Raw genomic sequence first — 20,699 nt, 5'->3', positions numbered from 1 at the left:
ACTGTGGAGATACGATGGAGGCAAGCACCTTAAGGCCCCGCCCCTGCATGCATGCCGCCCCTGCCCTCGCCGCCCTCGTCCTGATCGTCGAGGATGAGGCCGAGATCGCCGACATTCTTACCGCCTATCTGGAACGCGAAGGACTGCGTACGCTGCGCGCCGCCGACGGCCACAGCGCACTGGACCTGCATCGCAGCGCCCGCCCCGACCTGGTCCTGCTCGACGTGCAGCTGCCGCGGCTGGATGGCTGGAGCGTGCTGACCCAGCTGCGCCAGCGCGGCGAGACGCCGGTGATCATGCTGACCGCACTGGACCAGGACCTGGACAAGCTGACCGCACTGCGCATGGGCGCTGATGACTACGTGGTCAAACCATTCAATCCGGCCGAAGTGGCGGCGCGCGTGCGCGCCGTGCTGCGGCGTACGTTGCGCGCCTCGCGCGTGGATGCCCCGACCGCGCTGCGGGCGGGCCCGCTGCTGATCGACTCGGCCACCCACGCCGTACACGTGGAAGGCGAAGGCTACAGCCACGAAGTGCTGCTCACGCTCACCGAGTTCAAGCTGCTGCACTGCATGGCGCTGGCGCCGACCCGCATCTTCAGCCGCAGTGAACTGATGCACGAATGCCTGCCGGAAAGCGAGGCGCTGGAGCGCACGGTCGACAGCCATGTCAGCAAGCTGCGCCGCAAGCTGGATGAAGTGGGCATGGTCAACGTGCCGGCCAGCGTGCGTGGCGTCGGCTACCGGTTGATGGCCGACCGCTGATGGCCCGCCTGCGCCGCTCCGGGCTCAGCCGCCACATCATCGTCTCGATGTCGCTGATGGTGATCGGCGTCATCGTGATGATGATCCTGTCATCGTGGCTGCTGTATGCGGTCCTGGTCGAATTCTTCCCCGGCACTACCGAGGAGCCGGAAAGCTGGCTGCCGACCGGCCCTGAACTGGCATGGATGGTCGGCGTGATCCTGACCGGCCTGGCGCTGGCCATCGCCGCCTCGTTCCGTCTTGCCCATCGCATCCTGTCGCCATTGAATTCGCTGGTGGACAGCGTGCGCGCGCTCGCGGGCGGCGACCTCGGCGCTCGTGCCAGCGTCGAGGAAAACTCGCCGGGCGAAGTGGCCACCTTGGTCGAGGACTTCAATGCCATGGCGCGGCGGCTGCAGCACGTGGAGAGCGAGCGTGCGATGTGGCATGCAGCCATCGCCCATGAACTGCGGACGCCGGTGACGATCCTGCGCGGCCGCCTGCAGGGCCTGGCCGAGGGCGTCTTCCAGCCGGACGAATCACAGTTCCGCAGCCTGCTCGCCCAGGTCGAGGGCCTGTCACGACTGATCGAGGATCTGCGCGTGCTGAGCCTGTCCGACAATGCGCGGCTGGACGTGCGCCGCGCACGTACCGACGTGGTGGCCGAAGTGCATTCGGTGATGACCCTGGTCGATCCCCAGTTCCGCGCCGCCGGCTTCGTGCTGGAGCTGGAAACCAGCCGCGAAGAACACAACGCGCACTGCGACCCGACCCGCCTGCGCCAGGCGCTGCTGGCGCTGCTGGAGAACGCGCGCCGCTATGCCAGCCCGGGCAAGGTGCGGATTGCCGTGCATGACACACCGGGCCATGTGCAGGTAGCGATCGAGGATGAGGGCCCGGGCATCGACCCTGAGCTGCACGCCGACATCTTCTCTCCGTTCATGCGTGCCGACGGTTCGCGTTCGCGCCAGGGTGGCGGTAGCGGGCTCGGCCTGGCGGTGGTCAAGGCCATCGCCGACGCGCACGGCGGCCGCGTCTACTGCACGGCGGGCAACGCTGGTGGCAGCCGTTTCGTTATCGAACTGCCGCGCCAATAGCCGGCGTGGCTGCCTGTTCCCGCAGGCGGGCACCGAGCGCAGCGAGGTTGGCGTCGATCGCATCCATTTCGTTGCGCTGCTTCTCCGGCAGCTGCTGACGCAGCTGTACGCGCAGCGCCTGCCAGGCCGGCACCGCCTGTGCGCTGGCGGTGGCAACCGCTTCGGCCAGCACCGCCTGCTCATCGGCCAGCGGCAACCCGTAGCCGCCGTCCGCCAGCAGCGTACCCGGGCGCAGCCATTGCCCACCCTGCTCCAGCAACTGGCGCAGGCCCCGGGTCTCGGCACTGTCCGGTGCGGCCAGCAGGCGCCGTTTCAGCACATCGCGCGCGCGCAGCTCGGCGCGGCGTTGCGCAGCCTGTTCCAGCAGCAGCAGGCCGGCGCTTGCGCGCAGGTCGCCCTGCAGCAACCACAGCGCACGCTGCTGTGCGGGCAGCTTCAACCAGCCGCGTACGTCGCGTGCGGGCAATGCCAGCTGGGCTGCCGCCACGCCGAATAACTGCTGGTAGTGATCGCGTGCCGAGGCGAAGTAGTAACCCTGCGCCTGTGCTGCATTGCGGTCCGTGAGTACCTGCTCGTCCAGCACATGCAGCTGCGACAGCCGACGCTTCAAACCACGCGGACTCAACTGGGCCAGCCCGGCCTCCCCCAGCCGAGGCACACCCGCCTGCAGCAGCTTGGCGGTTTCCACCGCGCAGTTGTTGCTGACGAAGTAATAGCGCCCGTCATAGCTCCAGTGTACCTGCGCAGTGCGCTCGAGCAGGCTGGCGATCTCGCCGGGCGACAACTGCAACGGCAGCGACTGCAACCCGCGCAGTTCCACCTTGGTGTACTCATCCACCACCTGCTGCAGCGGCAGCACGAACAGTCGCGACGGGTAGCCACCGGTAAGGCCACGCCAGTTGGAAATCTGCACGTCACCAACGAAGGCACGGAACGAAAGCACACGGTGGTATTCCAGGTCCAGGCGACAATCCTGCCCAGGTGCGCGCCCCGGCTTGCAGATCACCAGCCGGAGCATGCTGTGGCCCCAGCGACTCATCGGCTGCGCACTGCCTTCGGCGAACAGGTAGTCCACCGCGTAGACGCGCGCCGGATCGAGGTGCAGCAGCGATGCAGCGCCTTCTTCCGATTCGGCCTGGAGCAAGGGCAGCGTGGTCGCGCAGTGCGACTGCGGCAGCGATGGCGGGGTTCCGAAGTGAGCCTGGTACCACTGCGCCAACGCGGGGCGCCGGCAGGCGAACTCGCCATCGAGCACGAAATGCTCGGCGTTCACTGCCAGGTACTCGGCCGGATCTTTCAGTTCATACGCATCGGGACTACGGTCTCGGAAGTCATTGCCGCCACGGCCGAGATGCCAGGGCTTGCGCTGCCATCCGGCCAGATCACGCCAGCGCACACTGCGCGACCAGTTCGCCGCCGTACGGTCGGCAACATGGCTCAGTTCGTGTACCAGCGCGCTGCGGCGTGCGCGGCGCGCACCGGGCACGGCATCATCCAGCAGATCGCGGCGCAACGTGATGCGGCCGGCGAAGGCGCGGCCATGCACATCGGCGGGAAGGCCATCACTCCAGCGCACCTGCACCTGCGCCGGCAGGGCGCGCAGCAGGCCATCTGGCAACAATGACTGTACGTCGGTCAGGGTCTGCGTCGCCACCTGCTGCTGTGCAGGGCTCAGCCCTGCAGGATCGAGCTGCAGGCGATCGGCTGCGTGCGCGACATGAGCGATCAGCAGTAGAGCCACGCCGTGCGTGGCTGCGTTCCACCGCCCAAACCACTGTAGAGCCAAGCCATGCTCGGCTGCTGTTGCGATCCGCGTGCGCTGGGCGTTCAGCCGAGCATGGCTCGGCTCTACAGAAAGCGATGACGCCGAGGTCATGCAGCCCGGATCAACGCGCCAGCAGCGCGCGGGCCAGTTCCAGGTCGCTCTGCTGCTGTGCGGCAGTGCTCTGCTCACGCAGGTGGACAAGCGCCGCCTGCAGGCGAGCGCCACGGATCTGGCCGTCGCTGGCGACGAACGCAGCGGCATCGTCGCGTGCAGCCATCACCACCTTGTCGTCACCCGAGCTGCTGCCCGAGGAACCGGAGGAAGCACCCGTGGCCGAACCGGCCGACGTGCCGGCGAAGCTGGAAGCGAAGCCGGCCAGCGGCAGGGACAGCAGGGCGAGCAGCAGAAGCGGACGGGTCATCGGTTCGAAGCCGGTTGTTAGGAAGCGTGGAGCGTAACGGGTGCGTGAAGGATTTGCCCGGCTCAAACGTCGAACAGCTTGCCGGGATTCAGCCGCGCTTGGGGATCGAACGCGCGTTTGACCGCCTTCATCAGGGCGATCTCGGCCGGGCCGCGGGTGCTGTCCAGGTAGCCCTTCTTGACCAGGCCGATGCCGTGCTCGGCCGAGATGCTGCCATCGAAGCGGGCCAGCACCTGCGCCAACAGCTTGGTTACGTGCTCGCATTGCGCCACGAAATCAGCGTCGCTGGTGTCGTCCGGCTTGAGCACATTGATGTGCAGATTGCCGTCACCGATGTGGCCGAACCAGACCACGTCGAAATGCGGATAGGCCTGCCCGATCAGCGCCTGGGTCTCGGCCAGGAACGCCGGCATCGACGAGATCCGCACCGAAACATCGTTTTTGTAGGGCTTGTAACGGGCAAGCGACTCAGTGATGCCTTCGCGCAGGCGCCACAGCTGCGCGGCCTGCGCGTCGCTGGCACTGATCACGCCATCGCTGACCCAGCCATTGCCCATGCAGTCCTCGAACGCGGCCATCGCCGCCGCTTCCTGGGCCTCGTCGCCGGCCGCGAACTCGGTCACCACGTAATACGGGTGCACTTCGTCGAACGGCGCCTGCGCGCCATGCGCCAGCACGTGCTCCAGCGCCCGGTCGGTGAAGAATTCGAAGGCCTGCAGCTGCAGGCGCGCGCGGAACGCGGCGAATACCTGCATCAGCACCTCGAAGCTGGGTACGGCCAGCAGCATCACATTGCTGGCCGGCGGCGGATCGGTCAATTTCACCGTGGCTTCGACGATCACGCCCAGCGTGCCTTCCGAGCCGATCAGCAGCTGGCGGAAGTCGTAGCCGCTGGAGTTCTTGATCAGGCCCTTGTTGAGCTCCAGCAACTCGCCATCAGCCGTGACCACTTTCAGCCCGGCGATCCACTCGCGGGTGTTGCCGTAGCGGATCACGCGGATGCCACCGGCATTGGTAGCGATGTTGCCGCCGATCGAGCAGGACCCGCGCGCGGCGAAATCCACCGGGTAGATCAGGCCGTGATCCAGCGCGGCGTTGTGCACGGCCTCCAGCGGCATGCCGGCCTGCACCACCAGGGTGCGATCGACCGCGTCGTAGGCCAGTGCCTTGTTCATCCGTTCCAGGCTGAGCACCAGCTCGCCGTTGGCGGCCACCGCGCCACCCGAGAGGCCGGTGCGGCCACCGGACGGCACCACGGCCACGCCCTCGCCTGCGCTCCAGCGCATCACCGCCTGCACTTCCTCGACCGTGGCCGGCAGTGCGATCGCCAGCGGCGCCGGCGTCCAGCGCCGGGTCCAGTCGCGCCCGTAATGCTCCAGGTCGGACGGATCGGTCTTCAGCTTCAGGCCGGGGCAGGCTTGTTGCAGCGAGGCAATGCGGGAATCGGTCATGACGGTCCAGCGCGGTGCGTGAAGAACGGGCAAGCGTGCCAGCGGCACGCGCCAGCGTCCAGCCCCGCAGCCGTGCAGATAGCTACGGATGCAACCAATTGCGCACTGCACCATGGTCGCTGCGATCTGGCATAGTGGTCAGCCCCTGTCCCACTGGCCGTGTCGCCCCATGTCGCCGAAGAAGACCTCGTTCCCGAAGCAGGATATCCGCGTGCTGTTGCTGGAGGGGGTCAGCCAGACCGCCGTGGAGGTATTCAGCGCCGCCGGCTACAGCCAGATCGAAGCGCACACCAAGGCGCTGCCCGAGGACGAACTGAAGGCGCGCATCGCCGAGGCGCACATCGTCGGGATCCGTTCGCGCACCCAGCTCAGCGCCGAAGTGCTGGCCGAGGCCAAGCGCCTGATCGCGGTGGGCTGCTTCTGCATCGGCACCAACCAGGTCGACCTGGACGCGGCCGAGCTGGCCGGCATCCCGGTGTTCAACGCGCCGTACTCCAACACCCGCAGCGTGGCCGAGCTGGTCATCGCCGAAGCGATCATGCTGACCCGTGGCATTCCGCAGAAGAACGCCGAATGCCATCGCGGCGGCTGGTCGAAGTCGGCCAGCGGCAGCCATGAAGTGCGCGGCAAGACGCTGGGCATCATCGGTTACGGCCACATCGGCACCCAGGTCGGCGTGCTGGCCGAATCGCTGGGCATGCAGGTGATCTTCCACGACGTGGAAACCAAGCTGGCACTGGGCAATGCCCGTGCGGCGGCCAGCCTGGACGACCTGCTGGCGCGCGCCGACATCGTCACCCTGCACGTGCCGGAGACCCCGTCCACGCAGTGGATGATCGGCAGCACCGAGCTGGCGAAGATGCGCAAGGGCGCGCACCTGATCAACGCCGCGCGCGGCACCGTGGTCGACATCGATGCGCTGGACGCGGCCCTGGCCAGCGGCCACGTCGGCGGCGCCGCGCTGGACGTGTTCCCGGTCGAACCGAAGGGCAATGGCGATATCTTCGAATCGCCGCTGACCCGCCACGACAACGTGATCCTGACCCCGCACGTGGGCGGCAGCACGCTGGAGGCGCAGGACAACATCGGCGTTGAAGTGGCCGCCAAGCTGGTGCGCTACAGCGACAACGGCAGCACCCTGTCGGCGGTCAATTTCCCGGAAGTGACCCTGCCCGAGCACGCCGACAGCCTGCGCCTGCTGCACATCCACCAGAACGTGCCGGGCGTGCTGTCCAAGGTCAACGAGATCTTCTCGCGCCACAACGTCAACATCGACGGCCAGTTCCTGCGCACCGACCCGAAGGTGGGCTACGTGGTGATCGACATCACCGCCAGCGAGGAACAAGCCGCCGCCGTGCGCGACGAGCTGGCCGCGATTCCGGGCACGCTGCGCACGCGCATCCTGTACTGAAAAAAGGGGACGGAGGGGATTAAGTCGTTTGCGGCACATGCGGGATAAACGACTTAATCCCCTCCGTCCCCTTTTTTTTCAGCGCGTCAGCCACCGGCGCGCCATGCGCTGCATGGATTCGTCCGATTCCGGATCGGCCGCGACCTCGGTCACCGGCCGCCAGGCCAGTTCCAGCGACTCCTCGCTGAGCACGAAGGCCTCGCCACCCAGCGCCCGGATCACGAAACGCACGTCGTAGTGCCAGTGCCCCGGCACGTCCTTGCGCTCCGGAATCCAATGCTTGTCCAGATCGAAGATGGCCGGGTCTTCCAGCACCAGGCCGCTCAGTCCCGATTCCTCCTCAGCTTCCTTCAGCGCCACCTGGGCCAGGTCGCGGTCGCCGTCGGCGTGGCCGCCCAGCTGCAGCCAGCGCTGCAGCTTGCGGTGATGGGTCAGCAGCAGGCGCTGGCCGTCGGCACTGACCAGCCAGCAGCTGGCGGTGAAGTGGCCGGCCAGCCGCTCGCGCCGGAACGGATCTTCCGGATCGTCCAACAATGTGCCGAATTCGGCAGCCAATGCGTCGTGGGCGGGCTCGCGGCGGGCGTAGTCCCGCAGCAGGCCACGCAGGCGATCGTCAAGCACGGCAAGGGTTTCGGCGGTCTGGCTCATGAATGGGCGGCGTTTGGAAAAATACTGCTCATTATCGCCGTTCATTGTTGCGATTGCGCTTGTGCGTTGGCTTCAGCTTTGGCTAAGGTACAGCGGGCCGTTCGCGCGGCCTTCACCATTCCAGGGTTGCCGGCAACGTATCGGCGGCCCACCCAATCCGATCACTAGGAAGTACTGCATGCTGAAAGCTCTGTTGAGGGTCAAGCCGGTTGAACCGGCCGGGCACGTCGATGCTGGCGAACCCATCGAAGGCAGCCTGGACGGCGAAGCCACGTTGAAACGGACCCTCACGGCTAAACACCTCATCCTGCTTGGCGTGGGTGCGGTGATCGGCGCAGGTATCTTCGTGCTGACCGGCCAGGCTGCGGCCAACCACGCTGGCCCGGCAGTGATGCTGTCGTTCGTCATCGCCGGTTTCGCCTGCGCCCTGGCGGGCCTGTGCTACGCCGAATTCGCGGCGATGATGCCGGTCTCCGGCAGCGCCTACTCCTACTCCTACGCCACCCTCGGCGAGGGCATGGCCTGGTTCATCGGCTGGTGCCTGGTGCTGGAATACCTGTTCGCCTCGGCCTCGGTCGCGGTGGGCTGGTCGGCGTACCTGATCAGCTTCATCACCACCACGCTGCACATGCCGTTCCCGGATGCGCTCAGCGCAGCCCCGATCGCCTGGACCGGCAGCGAGTTCATCGCCTCAGGCAAGCTGTTCAACCTGCCTGCAGTACTGATCGTGGCGGCGGTGTCCGGCCTGCTGTACGTGGGCGTGACCCAATCGGCCTTCGTCAACGCGATCATCGTGGCGATCAAGGTCACCGTCATCTGCCTGTTCATCGGCATCGGCGCGGCCCACATCGACCCGGCCAACTGGCAGCCGTTCATCCCGGAAAACACCGGCGTGGCGGGTGAGTTCGGCTGGAGCGGCGTGTTCCGTGCGGCCACCATCGTGTTCTTCGCCTACATCGGCTTCGATGCGGTCTCCACCGCCGCCGGTGAAACCAAGGACCCGCAGCGCAACATGCCGATCGGCCTGCTCGGCTCGCTGGCCGTGTGCACCATTGTCTACATCATCGTCTGCGCGGTGCTGACCGGCATGATGCCGTACCACCTGCTGGGCACCGACAAGCCGGTGGCCACCGCGCTGGAACCCTACCCGACCCTGTCCTGGCTGAAGACCCTGGTCGAGATCGGCGCCATCGCCGGCCTGTCCTCGGTGGTGCTGGTGATGATGATGGGCCAGACCCGCATCGCCTACACCATCTCCCGCGACGGCCTGCTGCCGAAGTTCTTCGGCAGGGTCCACGCCCGCTTCCGCACCCCGTACGTCGCCACCATCGTGGTCGGCGTGATCGCCGCGGCACTGGCCGGCCTGGTACCGCTGAACGTGCTGGGCGAACTGGTCTCGATGGGCACCCTGCTGGCCTTCGCCACGGTCTGCATCGGCGTGCTGGTGCTGCGCTATGCCAAGCCGGAGATCCACCGCCCGTTCCGCGTGCCGGCGGTCTGGATCATCTGCCCCCTCGGCGCAGCCACCTGCCTGTTCCTGTTCTGGCAGGCGTTCGTGGTGCACTGGCACCTGTTCGTTGGCTGGACCCTGCTCGGCCTGCTGATCTACCTGGGCTACGGCATCCGCAACAGCAAGCTGGCCAAGTCGCCCTGATCCGCCTACGGGCCGGCCTCGCGCCGGCCCGTCCGTTTTCCCCGCGCGCCGGTCATGGCGCGCTTCGACAAGACCACCACACATGTTCAAGCAACTGTGGGCCACCAAGCACCCGCATGCCGCCCATGAAGACGCCAACGGCCTGAGCCTGCGCCGCCACCTCGGCCCCTGGGGGCTGACTGCACTGGGTATCGGCGCGGTGATCGGCGGCGGCATCTTCGTCATCACCGGCCAGGCCGCCGCCAACCACGCCGGCCCGGCCATCATGCTGTCCTTCGTACTGGCCGCCATCTGCTGCGCCTTCTGCGCACTGGCCTACGCGGAATTCGCCTCGATGGTGCCGGTCTCCGGCAGCGCCTACACCTACACCTACGCCACCTTCGGCGAGCTCTCGGCCTGGTTCATCGGCTGGATGCTGGTGCTCGAATACGGCGTCTCCGCCTCGGCGGTCGCGGTCAGCTGGACCGGCTATTTCCTCAGCCTGCTCAGCCAGTTCGACATCCATCTACCGGCGGCGCTGGTCAGTGCCCCACTCGATGCACAGCTGCGCCCCACCGGCGCGATCGCCAACCTGCCGGCCGCCGCGCTGGTACTGCTGCTGACCTGGCTGTGCTACGTCGGCATCAGCAAGTCCTCGGCGATGAACATGGCGATGGTCGTGCTCAAGACCGGCCTGATCGTGCTGGTCATCGTGGTCGGCTGGAAGTACGTGGACACCAGCAACTGGACCCCGTTCATTCCGGCCAACGAAGGCCCCGGCAAGTACGGCATGGAAGGCGTGCTGCGCGGTGCGGCGATGGTGTTCTTCGCCTACATCGGCTTCGAGGCGGTGTCGGTGGCGGCGCAGGAATCGAAGAATCCACAGCGCGACATGCCGTTCGGCATGATGCTGTCGCTGGTGATCTGCACCGTGCTGTACATCGCGATGGCCGCAGTGATGACCGGCCTGGTGCCGTTCCAACTGCTGGGCACCGACGAGCCGGTGGTGACCGCGGTGGCCGCGCATCCGCAGCTGGGCTGGTTGCGCTGGGTGGTCGAGGTCGGCGCACTGGTCGGCCTGTCCTCGGTGGTGCTGGTGATGATCATCGGCCAGCCGCGCATCTTCATGATCATGGGCCGCGACGGCCTGTTGCCGCCGGTGTTCACCAAGATCCACCCGAAGTACCGTACCCCGCACATCAACACGGTGATCACCGGTATCGGCATCGCGCTGCTGGCGGCGCTGTTCCCGCTGGACATCCTCGGCGAGCTGACCTCGATGGGCACGCTGATCGCGTTCGCGGCGGTGTGCGCGGGCGTGCTGATCCTGCGCCGCACCCAGCCGGACCTGCCGCGTCCGTTCCGCATGCCGATGGCGTGGCTGATCTGCAGCCTGGGCGTGCTGAGTTGCCTTGCCCTGCTGTCGGCGATGACGATGCACAACTGGATGCTGATGGGGGTGTGGACGTTCGTCGGCTTCGTGATCTATTTCTGCTACGGCTTCAGGCACAGCCGCCTGCGGGTGAAGTAAAGGGATTGCAGGGCCTGCGGCCCTGCACCCGCCCGGAGCAACGGCAACAGCTGGGCTGAGGGGTTTGGCGGGGAGGCATGGGTTCGCGGGGGACGCCGTGAATCCGTCCATGGAGGCTTAGCCGCGCCATCCATGGCGCGGATACCCCCGCGAACCCATGCCTCCCCGCCCATGACAGTCTCCCGGCGCATCCGGTGGATCCACGCCATGCGTGGATGAATTCGGTCTGGGAAATGAATTCTCTGTAGAGCCGAGCCATGCTCGGCTCCGAGCAAGCGCAGCGCCGCGACCCGCTTCTGCCTTTCCTTCTTCACTCCGTGGCTGACGCGCACGGAACCTGTCCGTGGTCGGGCGGGTGGGTTGTGCAGGGGTGTCCGCGGCATGGATGCCGCGGCCAAGCCCCCAAGGAAGGGTCTACGGCGTCCCCTGCACAGCCCACCCGCCCGGCCAAAGCAAGAAATCCAGCCCGGCGAGACAGCCACGAGGGGCTCAGCCGTTGGCCGAATCCAGTAAAATCGCCGGCATGAACGCCCCCACCTTCCCGTACGACACCGCGCGCCTGAGCGAACTGGCCCAGCTGCTGATCGACAACGTCCGCGAACTGGCCCACGCCGGCTGGACCCCGGCCACCAGCAGCAACTTCTCCCACCGCCTGGACGACCGCCACGCCGCGATCACCGTCTCCGGCAAGGACAAGGGCCGCCTGATCGAGGACGACATCATGGTGGTGGACTTCGACGGCCAGGCCGTCGGCCGCCCGCTGCGCCCGTCCGCCGAAACCCTGCTGCACACCCAGCTGTATCGCCGCTTCCCGGAAATCGGCTGCGTGCTGCACACCCACTCGCCGGTGCAGACCGTCGCCTCGCGCCTGTACGCGCCGCAGGGCCACATCCGCCTGGAAGGCTACGAGCTGCTGAAGGCCTTCGCCGGCAACAGCACCCACGAGATGGCCATCGACGTGCCGGTGTTCGCCAACACCCAGGACATGAACGTGCTTTCGAAGCAGGTCGATGACCTGCTCGACCGTCAGAACCTGTGGGGCTACCTGATCGACGGCCACGGCCTGTATGCCTGGGGCCGCGACATGGCCGAGGCACGCCGCCACCTGGAAGCGTTCGAGTTCCTGTTCCACTGCGAGCTGGAACTGCGCAAGCTGCGCGGCTGAACCCGCACGCAGGTGCAGATGCCGATCCGGAATCTGCACCTCGTGCCCACCCTGCTACCCTGTCTTCCCCCCGAGACGTTCAAGCTGCCGCCATGAGCCGACTGCGCATCTACGACGACACCCGCCCCGAATCGCCGCTTCTGGATACCCAGGACGGCGCGGTCATCGCTGCCGAGCTGCAGAAGATCGGCGTCACCTTCGAGCGCTGGCAGGCCACCGCACCGGTCGCACCGGGCGCCAGCCAGGATGAAGTGTTCGCCGCTTACCGCGCCGACATCGACCGCCTGGTTGCCGAGCGCGGCTTCAAGAGCGTGGACGTGGCCTCGATCGCCCCGGACAACCCGAACCGCGCCGAGCTGCGCAGGAAGTTCCTCGACGAACACTTCCACAAGGAAGACGAGGTGCGCTTCTTCGTGGCAGGCTCCGGCCTGTTCACCCTGCACGTGGGTGACAAGGTCTATGAGATCGAGTGCGTGAAGGACGACCTGATCGCCGTACCCGATGGCACCACCCACTGGTTCGACATGGGCGACGAGCCCAGCTTCGTGGCGATCCGCTTCTTCACCGAGCCGGATGGCTGGGTCGGTCACTTCACCGGCACCGACATCGCGCAGAAGTTCCCCCGTTACGTACCCACCCAGGCGTCCTGATCCATGCAGCCCCGCGTCATCCTGACCGATATCGAAGGCACCACCAGCAGCATCTCGTTCGTCAAGAACGTGCTGTTCCCCTATGCCCGCAAGGCGCTGCCCGCGTTCGTCGCCGAGCACGGCCAGCAGCCGGAAGTCCGCCGCTGGCTGGATGCGGTGGCCACCGAGATCGGCGGCGCCTGCCAGGACAGCCTGGTAGCCGAGACGCTGCAGGGCTGGATCGACCAGGACCGCAAGCACACCGCACTGAAGGCGCTGCAGGGCCTGATCTGGGACGAAGGCTACCGCCGCGGCGACTACACCGCGCACTTCTACCCGGAAGTGGCGCCGGTGCTGAAGGGCTGGCACGCCTCCGGCCTGCCGCTGTACGTGTACTCCTCCGGCTCGGTGCCGGCGCAGAAGCTGTTCTTCGGCTTCAGCGACGCCGGTGACCTCAGCCCGTTGGTGTCGGGCTGGTTCGACACCGAAGTCGGCGGCAAGCGCGAGGCCGACAGCTACCGCCGCATCGTGCAGGCCATTAGCGTGCCGGCCGGCGAGATCCTGTTCCTGTCGGATGTGGTGGAAGAACTGGATGCTGCCCGCGAAGCCGGCCTGCAGACCCGCCTGATTGATCGCCTGGATGACTACCCGCTGCCGCGCACCGGCCAGGCCGCCAACGGCCACGAGCGGGTCGAGAATTTCCAGCAGATCCAGCTGTAAGCAAGAAAAAGGGGACGGAGGGGATTAAGTCGTTTGTGGCACACATGGGCCACAAACGACTTAATCCCCCTCCGTCCCCTTTTTTGCTCAACGATCGTTGAGGGTTTTTACCTTCAGCGCTTCGCGCAGCGTCGTCAGATCCACCGGGCCACGCACTGCGATGTCGCGGGTTTCGCCCGGCAGCAGATCCAGCAGGTTGTCTTCCACCTGCACGTCCAATGCACCGAAGTCGATCCACGCCGAACGCATGTAGGCCGCGCTTTCCAATCGCAGACGGTAGTGGTCGCATTCAATGGACAGGCTGGCCTTGAGCTTCTGCCGCGGCAGGATCTGATCCTTGGCCTCAACGAAGCCGACCACCTGGCGGGCACTCACCGCCCCGTTCTGCAGCAGTTCGAACACGGCCACCGTGCGCTTTGGATCGGCACCGGCCAGCAATTCGGCGTCGCGGAAATCACCGATCGAGGTGACACCGGCGGCAGCCAGCGACACCGCTTCCTCGCGGCGGCGAAGCACCTTGCCGTCTACATCCATCACCCGCAACCGCCAACGTGCATCCAACGCGGCGCCATCATTGATCAGGCGCACCCGCGTGCTGCCTTCGTCGCGCAGCGCCGCCACCGCCACCGGCGCGAAGAAACGCCGCGCGGCGAAGTGCAGCGCCTTCCAGCGACCGAAGTAGTCCACGCTGGACCATGAAGCACCTGGCCAGACGTCGTTGAGCTGCCAGTACAGCGAGCCCATCGTGTACGGCCGCGAGGCGCGATGATGCAGCGCCGCCAGTGCGATGCCATCGGCCTGCATCACCTGGCTGAGGTAGACGAAGTCCTCGAAGTCCTTCGGCGTGCCGTAGCCCAGTTCGATGTAGTGCAGCAGGCGGCTGTTGCCCTCGCCGGCCATGAATTTCTGGTGCGCGCGGATCACCGGGCTGTCGATGCGCTGCTCGGCGCGGGTGGCGATCTGGTCCACCGTCGCCACCGACGGCCACGTCTGCAGCCCGTACTCGGACATGAAGCGCGGGGTCTCGCGCAGGTAGGCCTGCACCGGCAACGCCGGATTGCCCCAGACCTGCCAGTAGTGCTTGTCGCCACGCGTTGAATCGTTGGCCTTCTCGTCAAGGTCGTTGCTGGGCGAGCTGGACCAGTACGGCACGCCCAGCCCTTCCTCGCCCACCACCTGGCGCAGGTCGTTGCCGAACAGGTCGACGTAGCCCTGCCAGACCTTCGCCGCAAATGCCGGGTCAGCTGCCTTCAGGTCACGGCCGTGACCCCAGTCCTTCCAGGCGGTTTCCTCCTCGTTGTTGCCACACCACAGCACGATGCTGGGGTGATGGCGCAGCCGGCGCACGTTGTCGCGCGCCTCGGCCACCACGCTGGTACGGAATGCCGGATCGTAGCCCGGCTGCATGCCGCCGCCGAACATGAAATCCTGCCAGACCAGCAGGCCCAGCTCGTCGGCGATGTCGAAGAACGCGTCGTCCTCGTAGTAGCCACCGCCCCAGTTGCGCAGCATGTTCATGTTGGCATCGCGCGCGGCGGTCAGCACCTGGCGCAGGCGTGCGGCATCGACGCGTGCGGGGAAGGCATCGAACGGAATGACGTTGGCGCCCTTGGCAAAGATCTCCACACCATTGATGACGAAGGCGAAGCCCTGCCCTCCCTTGCCGTCTTCCTCGCGGCGCAGTTCGACCGTGCGCAGGCCGATGCGCTGCTCGCGCGCCAGCGTTGCATCGCCGCCACCATCCAGGCCAGCCTTCACGGTATAGCGATCCTGCGCACCATGGCCCACCGGCCACCAGCGCCGCGGCGTGGCCAGCTCAACCGGCAGCTCAACCGTATTCTGGCCCGGCTTCAGCAACACCGTGCGTTGCACCTGGGCCACGTTGCGGCCTTCCGGATCCTGCACATCCACAGTGACCATCGCAGAACCGGCAGTGCTGCCCTGCTCCACCTGCAGCAACACCGCCAGCTTCGCCTGCTCCGCGCTCAATGCATCGGTACGCACGGCAAGATCGGTCAGGCGGTGCGCGTCCCAGGCCTGCAGGTCGACCCCGCGCCAGACCCCGGCGGTGACATAACGCGGGCCCCAGTCCCAGCCGAAGTGGTAGGCCGGCTTGCGCGCGAAGTTGCCGACCATCGCCTCCTTCGGCTCATCGCCATAGGGCGACGGGTAATTGCCAGCGATCTTGTGCGGCATTGCCTGCACGCCCGGCAGCAGCGTGCGGATCGGTGAGCGGAACACGATCTGCAGTTCATTGCCGTTCGCGCGCAGGCGCCCGTCCACACGTGCATGCCACGTGCGGTGCGCGTTGTCCGCGCGCAGCAGCGGCTTGCCGTTGAGGCTGACCTCGGCGAAGGTATCCAGCCCGTCGAAACGCAGCTCGGCATTCGGCTTGGCCAGCGTCGCCGCATCCACGTCAAAGCGGGCGCGGTACTCCCAGGCAGCCAGGCCGATCCATTGCAGCTCGGCCTCGGGTGCACCGACGTACGGATCGCGGATCAGCCCATGCGCCAGCAGGTCGGTGTGCACGCTGCCCGGCATCTTCGCCGCCCGCCATTGCTGCAGGCCCGGGTGGGCTGCACCCTCGGCGTCGCCGGGCAGCATGCGGAATTCCCACTGCGCCTGCAGAGGCGCTGCAGTTGCCGGGAAAGCGGAGGCTGCGACCAGCAGCAGGAGCAGACGGACAACGAGGGAAAGGCGATGCACGTGGCGCTCCTGTTTTTCCGCCGGGCGTGACCCAGCGCTACCGATTTCGGATTGCCAGGCATGGCCTGGCACTACTGCATTCGAACGATCTTCAACGCACGACGTTCAACACTTCGTAGCACGCGCCCATGGTGTGGTAATCCACCTTGCCGGCAGGGCTTTTCTCGTCGCTGTACTTGCGGTTGTCGGCATCGAGGATGCGGAACCATGCACCGTACTGGTGGTCGACGAAATGCTCCCAGGAGTACGCCCAGAAGCGGTCGTACCACTGCCAGTAGCGGTCGTCGCCGGTACGCTTGGCCATCAGTGCGGCGGTCGCCAGCGTTTCGGCCTGCACCCAGAAATACTTGTCGTCGTCGCAGACGAAGCTGTCGCCGCCGATCGGGGCGCCGTCCATACCGGGCTGCCGGCGCGATTCCGGTGCGAAGCCGTAGTACAGGCCACCACGGGTGTCGTCCCAACTGCGTGCGACGGCGACGTCGAACAGATGCTGCGCGGTCGGCACCAGCCAGTCGGCCTGCACGTGGCGATCGAGGATCAGCAGCAGTTTGGCCCACTCGGTCTGATGCCCCGGCTGGAAGCCCCACGGGCGGAACAGGTGCTTGGGATCGTCCAGGTTGTAGTCCCAGTCGATTTCCCAGTTCACATCGTAATGTTCCCAGACCAGGCCACCGGCCTTGGCGGCCTGGCGGCGGGTCATGTTGTCGGCCAGCTGCAGCGCGCGCTCGACATAGCGCTGCTCGCCACTGGCCTCGAACGCGGCCAGCATCGCCTCGCACATGTGCATGTTGGCGTTCTGGCCGCGGTAGCCAGTGAAGCTCCACTGGCCGTCAGCCTCGTCCTTGTACAGGCCATGCTGCGGCTCCCAGAAGCGTGCTTCCAGCAGCTGCCAGGTTTCGTCCATCCAGTCGCGCGCCTGCTCGATGCCCGCCTTCAGCGCGCAACTGTAGGCCAGCAGCACGAAGGCCACGCCGTAGCAGTGGTTCATATCGTCCTCGACCTTGCCGTCGCGCAGGGTCCAGGCATAACCGCCGGTGGCCGGGTTGCGGTGCACCTCGCGCAGATAGCGCACGCCATGCTCGACAGCCTCCCGGTATTCGGCATTGCCGAACTCGCGGTAGGCCATCGCATAGTTGAAGACGAAGCGGGTGCTGCTCACCAGGTGGCGGTGGCTGGCATCGTAGATGCTGCCGTCATCACGGAAGTAGTGGAAGAAACCGCCGTCCGGATCGATGCAGCGCGGGTGGTAGAACGCCATCGTGTCGGCGATATGCGCGCGCAGGAACGCGGGCGAACGGAAATCGGGCGAGGTGCTCATGCGGTAATGTCCTGGGCCTGCAGCAGCTGCTGCACTTCATCGAGCGAGGGCATCGCGGCGAACGCGCCCTTGCGGGTAACAGCCAGCGCACCCACGGCGGCACCGAAGCGCAGCGTGGCGGTGATCGCCTCCGGGTCCTGGCAGAACGCGGCAAAGCCTGCGCCCGCCCCACCACGCTCCAGCAGGCCGACCAGCACGCCACCGACGAAGGCATCGCCGGCGGCCGTGGTATCGACGGTGGCCACGCGGAAGCTGGTGACCGTGCCGTGGTTGTCGCGCGTGTACCAGTGCAGCGTGGCCGCACCGTCGGTGACGATCACCCAGCGCGCCTGCGCGGCCAGAAGGCGCTTGAGCACCACTGACTCGCCATCGGCACCCAGCGGTGCCGCCAGGTAATCCAGCTCCTCGCGCGACAGCTTGACCAGGTCGGCGCGCTCCAGCGCCTGCCACAGGCGCGGCGTCGGATCTTCGTTGGCTGGCCACAGAGCCGGGCGCAGGTTGAGGTCCAGGCTGACCACCGCACCGGCGGCACGGGCGCGCTCCATGCCGGCGAAGGTCGCCTCGGCGATGGCCGGCTCGGTCAGGCTGTTGGAACAGACGTGGAAGCACTGCGCGCTGTCGAAGCACGCGGCCTGGAAATCGCTGTCACGGAACAGCAGGTCAGCCGCCGGCGGGCGGTAGAAACTGAAGCTGCGCTCGCCACTGGCATCCAGCGCGACGAAGGCCAGCGCAGTCTTGGCGGCGTCGGTGCGCACGATGTAATCCGTGCCCACGCCGTGCTCGACCAGGCTGTCGGCCAGGAAGTCACCGAACATGTCGCGGCCAAGCATGCCGACGAACTGGGTCTTCGCCCCCAGCCGCGCAGCCGCCACCGCGACGTTGGCCGGCGCACCGCCGGCGTACTGCAGGAACGCGCGCGGGGTATCGGCCGAGGCCGGCGGCTGCGCTAGTAGATCGATCAAAATTTCGCCGAAGCAGACAATGGCACCCATTTCCGACTCAGCCTCCCTGCGTTGCGGAAGCCGGCGGGCGCGAACCCACCAGACCGTAGAAGATGATGTAGACGTAGCAGACCACCGGCAGCACGAAGCTGAGGTGCAGACCGATGCGGTCGGCCAGCATGCCCTGCAGCAGCGGGATGATCGCGCCGCCGACAATGGCCATGATCAACAGGCTGGACGCCTTGTTGGTCAGCGGGCCCAGGCGTTCGATGGCCAGCGAGAAGATGGTCGGGAACATGATGGAATTGAACAGACCGGTCGCCACGATGCCGTACAGCGCGACCTTGCCACCCGACGCCAGCGTGACGCCCAGCAGCACCACATTGGCCACTGCGAATCCGGCCAGCAGGCCGCGCGGCGAGTACTTGGCCAGCAGCCACGCACCTGCAAAGCGACCAACCATGGCGCAGCCCCAGTAGGCCGACACATAGTGCGTGGCCTGCTGTTCAGTCATGCCGCCGATCTCCGGCAGTGCCAGGTAGTTCACCATCAGGCTGCCGATGGACACCTCAGCACCGACGTAGAAGAAAATAGCCAGCACGCCGAAAAGTACGTGCGGATGCTTGAGTGCATCCAGCAGCGTGTGGTGGCCGCTGTCGGCCTGCTCGGTTGTCTCGGTCAGGCTGGGCAGGCGGAACAGGTAGACGAACACTGCCAGCAGCACCAGTGCGATGGCCAGGCCCACGTACGGGCCCTGCACCGACTGCGCTTCGGCGGTACGGTAGGCAATCTGTTCGGCCACGGGCAGCGCGTTGATCTCGTCGCCGCTCTTCACTGCGGTGCTCAGAATCAGGAAACCACCAAACAGCGGCGCCAGCGTGGTACCCAACGAGTTGAGTGCCTGCGCCAGGGTCAGACGGCTCGATGCGGTCTGTTCCGGGCCCAGCAGCGCAACGTAGGGATTGGCTGCCACCTGCAGCACGGTAATGCCGGTAGCAAGTACGAACAGCGAACCAAGGAACGCTTCATAGGTGCGCAATGCGGCCGACGGCCAGAAGCCCAGCGCGCCCACGCCGGCGATCAGCAGGCCGGCGATGATGCCCTTCTTGTAGCCCAGGTGGGCCACCAGCCGACCGGCCGGCACCGACATCAGGAAGTACGCGCCGAAGAAGGTGAACTGCACCAGCATCGCGCGGGTGTAATTCAGTTCGAACACCGCCTTCAGGTGCGGAATCAGCACGTCGTTGAGGCTGGTCAGGAAGCCCCACATGAAGAATATGGTGGTGGCAACCGCCAGAGCAGCACGGACATTCATGACCGGCGCCTGGCTGCTGGAGGTACCCGATGGACGGGGCGTTGCGGAGATCGGCATGCGGTACGCGCCTCGATGCGCGGAAAGTCGTTGTTGCGTGGAAGGGGTATATGGAAGGAATCAGTTCGGTCGTGCGGCACTGCTTTCGCGGATGCGCAGCTGCACCGGCGCGACCGTGCGCCGTGGCGGCGCATCCGGTTCGTCCAGTCGTTGCAGCAGCAGCGCGGCAGCTTGCCGGCCCCGCTCGCGCGGATCGGCAGTGAGCGTGGTCAACGGCGGCACCGCGACCGACGCCTCGGAAATATCATCGAAACCGGTAACGGCGAAGTCGCCACCCGGGCGGATGCCACGCGAGTTCAAGCCCAGCATCAGGCCCAGCGCGACGGTGTCGTTGTAGCAGACCGCTGCACTCGGGCGATGTCCGTCGGCAAACAGCTCATCGGTGCGCGCCGCAGCTTCCAGGCGGTTCGGCGCCGACTCGATCATCCAGCCCGGCGGCAGCGACAGACCGGCCTCGGCCAGCGCCTGCTGGAAACCGGCACGGCGCTGGTGGCACGAGCTCGATGCAGCGTGGCCGCCGAAGAAGGCGATCTGGCGATGGCCGCGCTCGATCAGGTGGCGCGTGGCCAGATAGGCGCCATGCTGGTTGTCCAGGGTCAGGAAATCCCAGTCGGCCCCGTCCAGCTCGCGGTTGAACAGCAGCACGTTGGCATTGGCACCTAGTGCCTGCCGCAGCAGCGCGGTATCGCTGCCCTCGGCCGGCGACAGGATCAGGCCGGCCGGCGTGTGCTCCATCAACGTGGACAGCACTGCCTGCTGACGCTCCGGCGATTCGCCGGTGCTGCCGAGCAGGGTCACGTAACCGCGTCCGCCCAGCGCCTCGTCCACGCCGGACGCGAATTCGGCGAAGAAAGGGTTGGACAGATCGTTGATCACCAGCGCGATGCTCGACGAGGTCCGCCGGCGCAGGTTGGCCGCCGCGCGGTTGTAGACATAGCGCTGGCGGCGCAGTTCGGCCTCGACCTTGGCGCGGGTATCGACGTTGACCAGCGGGCTGCCGCGCAGCACCAGCGACACGGTTGCCCGTGACACGCCGATGGCACGCGCGATGTCGGTCACCGTCACCGCCTTGCCGGCGCGCTTGCTGGGACTGCTGCCGTTGTCGTTCATCGTCTTCCCGGACTCCGCTGGAGGCTCAAGCCTAATGG

Annotated in this window: 17 protein-coding genes; 8 read left to right on the top strand and 9 right to left on the bottom strand. The window is 66.6% G+C overall.

From position 1 onward, the window contains the following. Window positions 1-47: 47 nt before the first annotated feature. Together ACZK13_RS09360 and ACZK13_RS09355 are read left to right on the top strand one after the other, a co-directional pair. A complete protein-coding gene (locus ACZK13_RS09360; protein WP_020424480.1) occupies window positions 48-764 on the top strand; it encodes a response regulator in 717 nt (238 codons plus the stop codon). Continuing rightward, window positions 764-1,840, top strand: a complete 1,077-nt coding sequence (locus ACZK13_RS09355; protein WP_032128780.1) for an ATP-binding protein — start codon at window positions 764-766, stop codon at window positions 1,838-1,840. The genes ACZK13_RS09360 and ACZK13_RS09355 overlap by 1 nt, the downstream gene beginning before the upstream one ends. On the opposite strand, the gene ACZK13_RS09350 is transcribed toward ACZK13_RS09355, so the two are convergent. The 3 genes from ACZK13_RS09350 to ACZK13_RS09340 all read right to left on the bottom strand — a co-directional run bounded on the left by ACZK13_RS09350 (window position 1,818) and on the right by ACZK13_RS09340 (window position 5,477). Then, window positions 1,818-3,716 (bottom strand): DUF7844 domain-containing protein, encoded by a 1,899-nt coding sequence (locus ACZK13_RS09350; RefSeq protein WP_478482480.1) that lies wholly within the window; start codon window positions 3,714-3,716, stop codon window positions 1,818-1,820. The two genes, ACZK13_RS09355 and ACZK13_RS09350, sit on opposite strands and share 23 nt — an antisense overlap. A gap of 10 nt (window positions 3,717-3,726) precedes the next feature. Further along, window positions 3,727-4,026 (bottom strand): DUF2388 domain-containing protein, encoded by a 300-nt coding sequence (locus ACZK13_RS09345; protein WP_125895394.1) that lies wholly within the window; start codon window positions 4,024-4,026, stop codon window positions 3,727-3,729. A 62-nt stretch (window positions 4,027-4,088) separates the two neighbouring features. Continuing rightward, window positions 4,089-5,477, bottom strand: coding sequence for an FAD-binding oxidoreductase (locus ACZK13_RS09340; RefSeq protein ID WP_049400143.1), 1,389 nt, complete (start codon window positions 5,475-5,477; stop codon window positions 4,089-4,091). Between the two features lie 169 nt (window positions 5,478-5,646). On the opposite strand from ACZK13_RS09340, the gene serA reads away from it, so the two are divergent. Then, a complete protein-coding gene (serA, locus tag ACZK13_RS09335) occupies window positions 5,647-6,888 on the top strand; it encodes a phosphoglycerate dehydrogenase (protein ID WP_014037034.1) in 1,242 nt (413 codons plus the stop codon). Window positions 6,889-6,966: 78 nt separating this feature from the next. Here the strand turns inward: serA and ACZK13_RS09330 are convergent, their stop codons facing one another. Then, complete coding sequence (locus ACZK13_RS09330; RefSeq protein WP_125895397.1) at window positions 6,967-7,581, bottom strand: NUDIX hydrolase; 615 nt, start codon at window positions 7,579-7,581, stop codon at window positions 6,967-6,969. A 133-nt stretch (window positions 7,582-7,714) separates the two neighbouring features. Here ACZK13_RS09330 and ACZK13_RS09325 point away from each other — a divergent pair, with 133 nt between their 5' ends. The 5 genes from ACZK13_RS09325 to mtnC all read left to right on the top strand — a co-directional run bounded on the left by ACZK13_RS09325 (window position 7,715) and on the right by mtnC (window position 13,214). After that, complete coding sequence (locus ACZK13_RS09325) at window positions 7,715-9,190, top strand: amino acid permease (protein ID WP_478482479.1); 1,476 nt, start codon at window positions 7,715-7,717, stop codon at window positions 9,188-9,190. Window positions 9,191-9,272: 82 nt separating this feature from the next. After that, window positions 9,273-10,700: an amino acid permease gene (locus tag ACZK13_RS09320; protein WP_049424691.1), complete on the top strand. Its 1,428-nt coding sequence runs from the start codon at window positions 9,273-9,275 to the stop codon at window positions 10,698-10,700. A 523-nt stretch (window positions 10,701-11,223) separates the two neighbouring features. Further along, entirely contained in the window at window positions 11,224-11,865 is a 642-nt protein-coding gene (locus tag ACZK13_RS09315; RefSeq protein WP_049424694.1) for a methylthioribulose 1-phosphate dehydratase, read from the top strand. 92 nt (window positions 11,866-11,957) lie between these two features. After that, window positions 11,958-12,515, top strand: a complete 558-nt coding sequence (locus ACZK13_RS09310) for a 1,2-dihydroxy-3-keto-5-methylthiopentene dioxygenase (protein WP_014037028.1) — start codon at window positions 11,958-11,960, stop codon at window positions 12,513-12,515. Between the two features lie 3 nt (window positions 12,516-12,518). Then, window positions 12,519-13,214: an acireductone synthase gene (gene mtnC / locus ACZK13_RS09305; protein WP_478445770.1), complete on the top strand. Its 696-nt coding sequence runs from the start codon at window positions 12,519-12,521 to the stop codon at window positions 13,212-13,214. An 87-nt stretch (window positions 13,215-13,301) separates the two neighbouring features. Here mtnC and ACZK13_RS09300 read toward each other — a convergent pair whose 3' ends face one another. The 5 genes from ACZK13_RS09300 to ACZK13_RS09280 all read right to left on the bottom strand — a co-directional run bounded on the left by ACZK13_RS09300 (window position 13,302) and on the right by ACZK13_RS09280 (window position 20,661). Continuing rightward, complete coding sequence (locus ACZK13_RS09300) at window positions 13,302-15,920, bottom strand: beta-mannosidase (RefSeq protein ID WP_478482478.1); 2,619 nt, start codon at window positions 15,918-15,920, stop codon at window positions 13,302-13,304. A gap of 91 nt (window positions 15,921-16,011) precedes the next feature. Further along, entirely contained in the window at window positions 16,012-17,238 is a 1,227-nt protein-coding gene (locus ACZK13_RS09295; protein WP_253146056.1) for an AGE family epimerase/isomerase, read from the bottom strand. After that, window positions 17,235-18,230: a carbohydrate kinase family protein gene (locus ACZK13_RS09290; RefSeq protein ID WP_100468324.1), complete on the bottom strand. Its 996-nt coding sequence runs from the start codon at window positions 18,228-18,230 to the stop codon at window positions 17,235-17,237. The genes ACZK13_RS09295 and ACZK13_RS09290 overlap by 4 nt, the downstream gene beginning before the upstream one ends. Before the next feature lie 7 nt (window positions 18,231-18,237). Next, window positions 18,238-19,494 carry an L-fucose:H+ symporter permease gene (fucP, locus tag ACZK13_RS09285; RefSeq protein WP_373695424.1) on the bottom strand — a complete coding sequence of 419 codons (1,257 nt, stop codon included), beginning with the start codon at window positions 19,492-19,494 and terminating at the stop codon, window positions 18,238-18,240. Between the two features lie 117 nt (window positions 19,495-19,611). Beyond that, entirely contained in the window at window positions 19,612-20,661 is a 1,050-nt protein-coding gene (locus ACZK13_RS09280) for a LacI family DNA-binding transcriptional regulator (RefSeq protein ID WP_049424705.1), read from the bottom strand. Between the last annotated feature and the right edge of the window lie 38 nt (window positions 20,662-20,699).

This window comes from Stenotrophomonas sp. 99219_Sma (assembly GCF_056480785.1).
This window is presented reverse-complemented; position numbering and strand designations above follow the sequence as displayed.

Bases quoted from the DNA above. Each gene is read 5' to 3' on its own strand.
- ACZK13_RS09360 (WP_020424480.1), top strand. From the start codon at position 48: ATGCATGCCGCCCCTGCCCTCGCCGCCCTCGTCCTGATCGTCGAGGAT.
- ACZK13_RS09355 (WP_032128780.1), top strand. From the start codon at position 764: ATGGCCCGCCTGCGCCGCTCCGGGCTCAGCCGCCACATCATCGTCTCG.
- ACZK13_RS09350 (WP_478482480.1), bottom strand. From the start codon at position 3,716: ATGACCTCGGCGTCATCGCTTTCTGTAGAGCCGAGCCATGCTCGGCTG.
- ACZK13_RS09345 (WP_125895394.1), bottom strand. From the start codon at position 4,026: ATGACCCGTCCGCTTCTGCTGCTCGCCCTGCTGTCCCTGCCGCTGGCC.
- ACZK13_RS09340 (WP_049400143.1), bottom strand. From the start codon at position 5,477: ATGACCGATTCCCGCATTGCCTCGCTGCAACAAGCCTGCCCCGGCCTG.
- serA (WP_014037034.1), top strand. From the start codon at position 5,647: ATGTCGCCGAAGAAGACCTCGTTCCCGAAGCAGGATATCCGCGTGCTG.
- ACZK13_RS09330 (WP_125895397.1), bottom strand. From the start codon at position 7,581: ATGAACGGCGATAATGAGCAGTATTTTTCCAAACGCCGCCCATTCATG.
- ACZK13_RS09325 (WP_478482479.1), top strand. From the start codon at position 7,715: ATGCTGAAAGCTCTGTTGAGGGTCAAGCCGGTTGAACCGGCCGGGCAC.
- ACZK13_RS09320 (WP_049424691.1), top strand. From the start codon at position 9,273: ATGTTCAAGCAACTGTGGGCCACCAAGCACCCGCATGCCGCCCATGAA.
- ACZK13_RS09315 (WP_049424694.1), top strand. From the start codon at position 11,224: ATGAACGCCCCCACCTTCCCGTACGACACCGCGCGCCTGAGCGAACTG.
- ACZK13_RS09310 (WP_014037028.1), top strand. From the start codon at position 11,958: ATGAGCCGACTGCGCATCTACGACGACACCCGCCCCGAATCGCCGCTT.
- mtnC (WP_478445770.1), top strand. From the start codon at position 12,519: ATGCAGCCCCGCGTCATCCTGACCGATATCGAAGGCACCACCAGCAGC.
- ACZK13_RS09295 (WP_253146056.1), bottom strand. From the start codon at position 17,238: ATGAGCACCTCGCCCGATTTCCGTTCGCCCGCGTTCCTGCGCGCGCAT.
- ACZK13_RS09290 (WP_100468324.1), bottom strand. From the start codon at position 18,230: ATGGGTGCCATTGTCTGCTTCGGCGAAATTTTGATCGATCTACTAGCG.
- fucP (WP_373695424.1), bottom strand. From the start codon at position 19,494: ATGAATGTCCGTGCTGCTCTGGCGGTTGCCACCACCATATTCTTCATG.
- ACZK13_RS09280 (WP_049424705.1), bottom strand. From the start codon at position 20,661: ATGAACGACAACGGCAGCAGTCCCAGCAAGCGCGCCGGCAAGGCGGTG.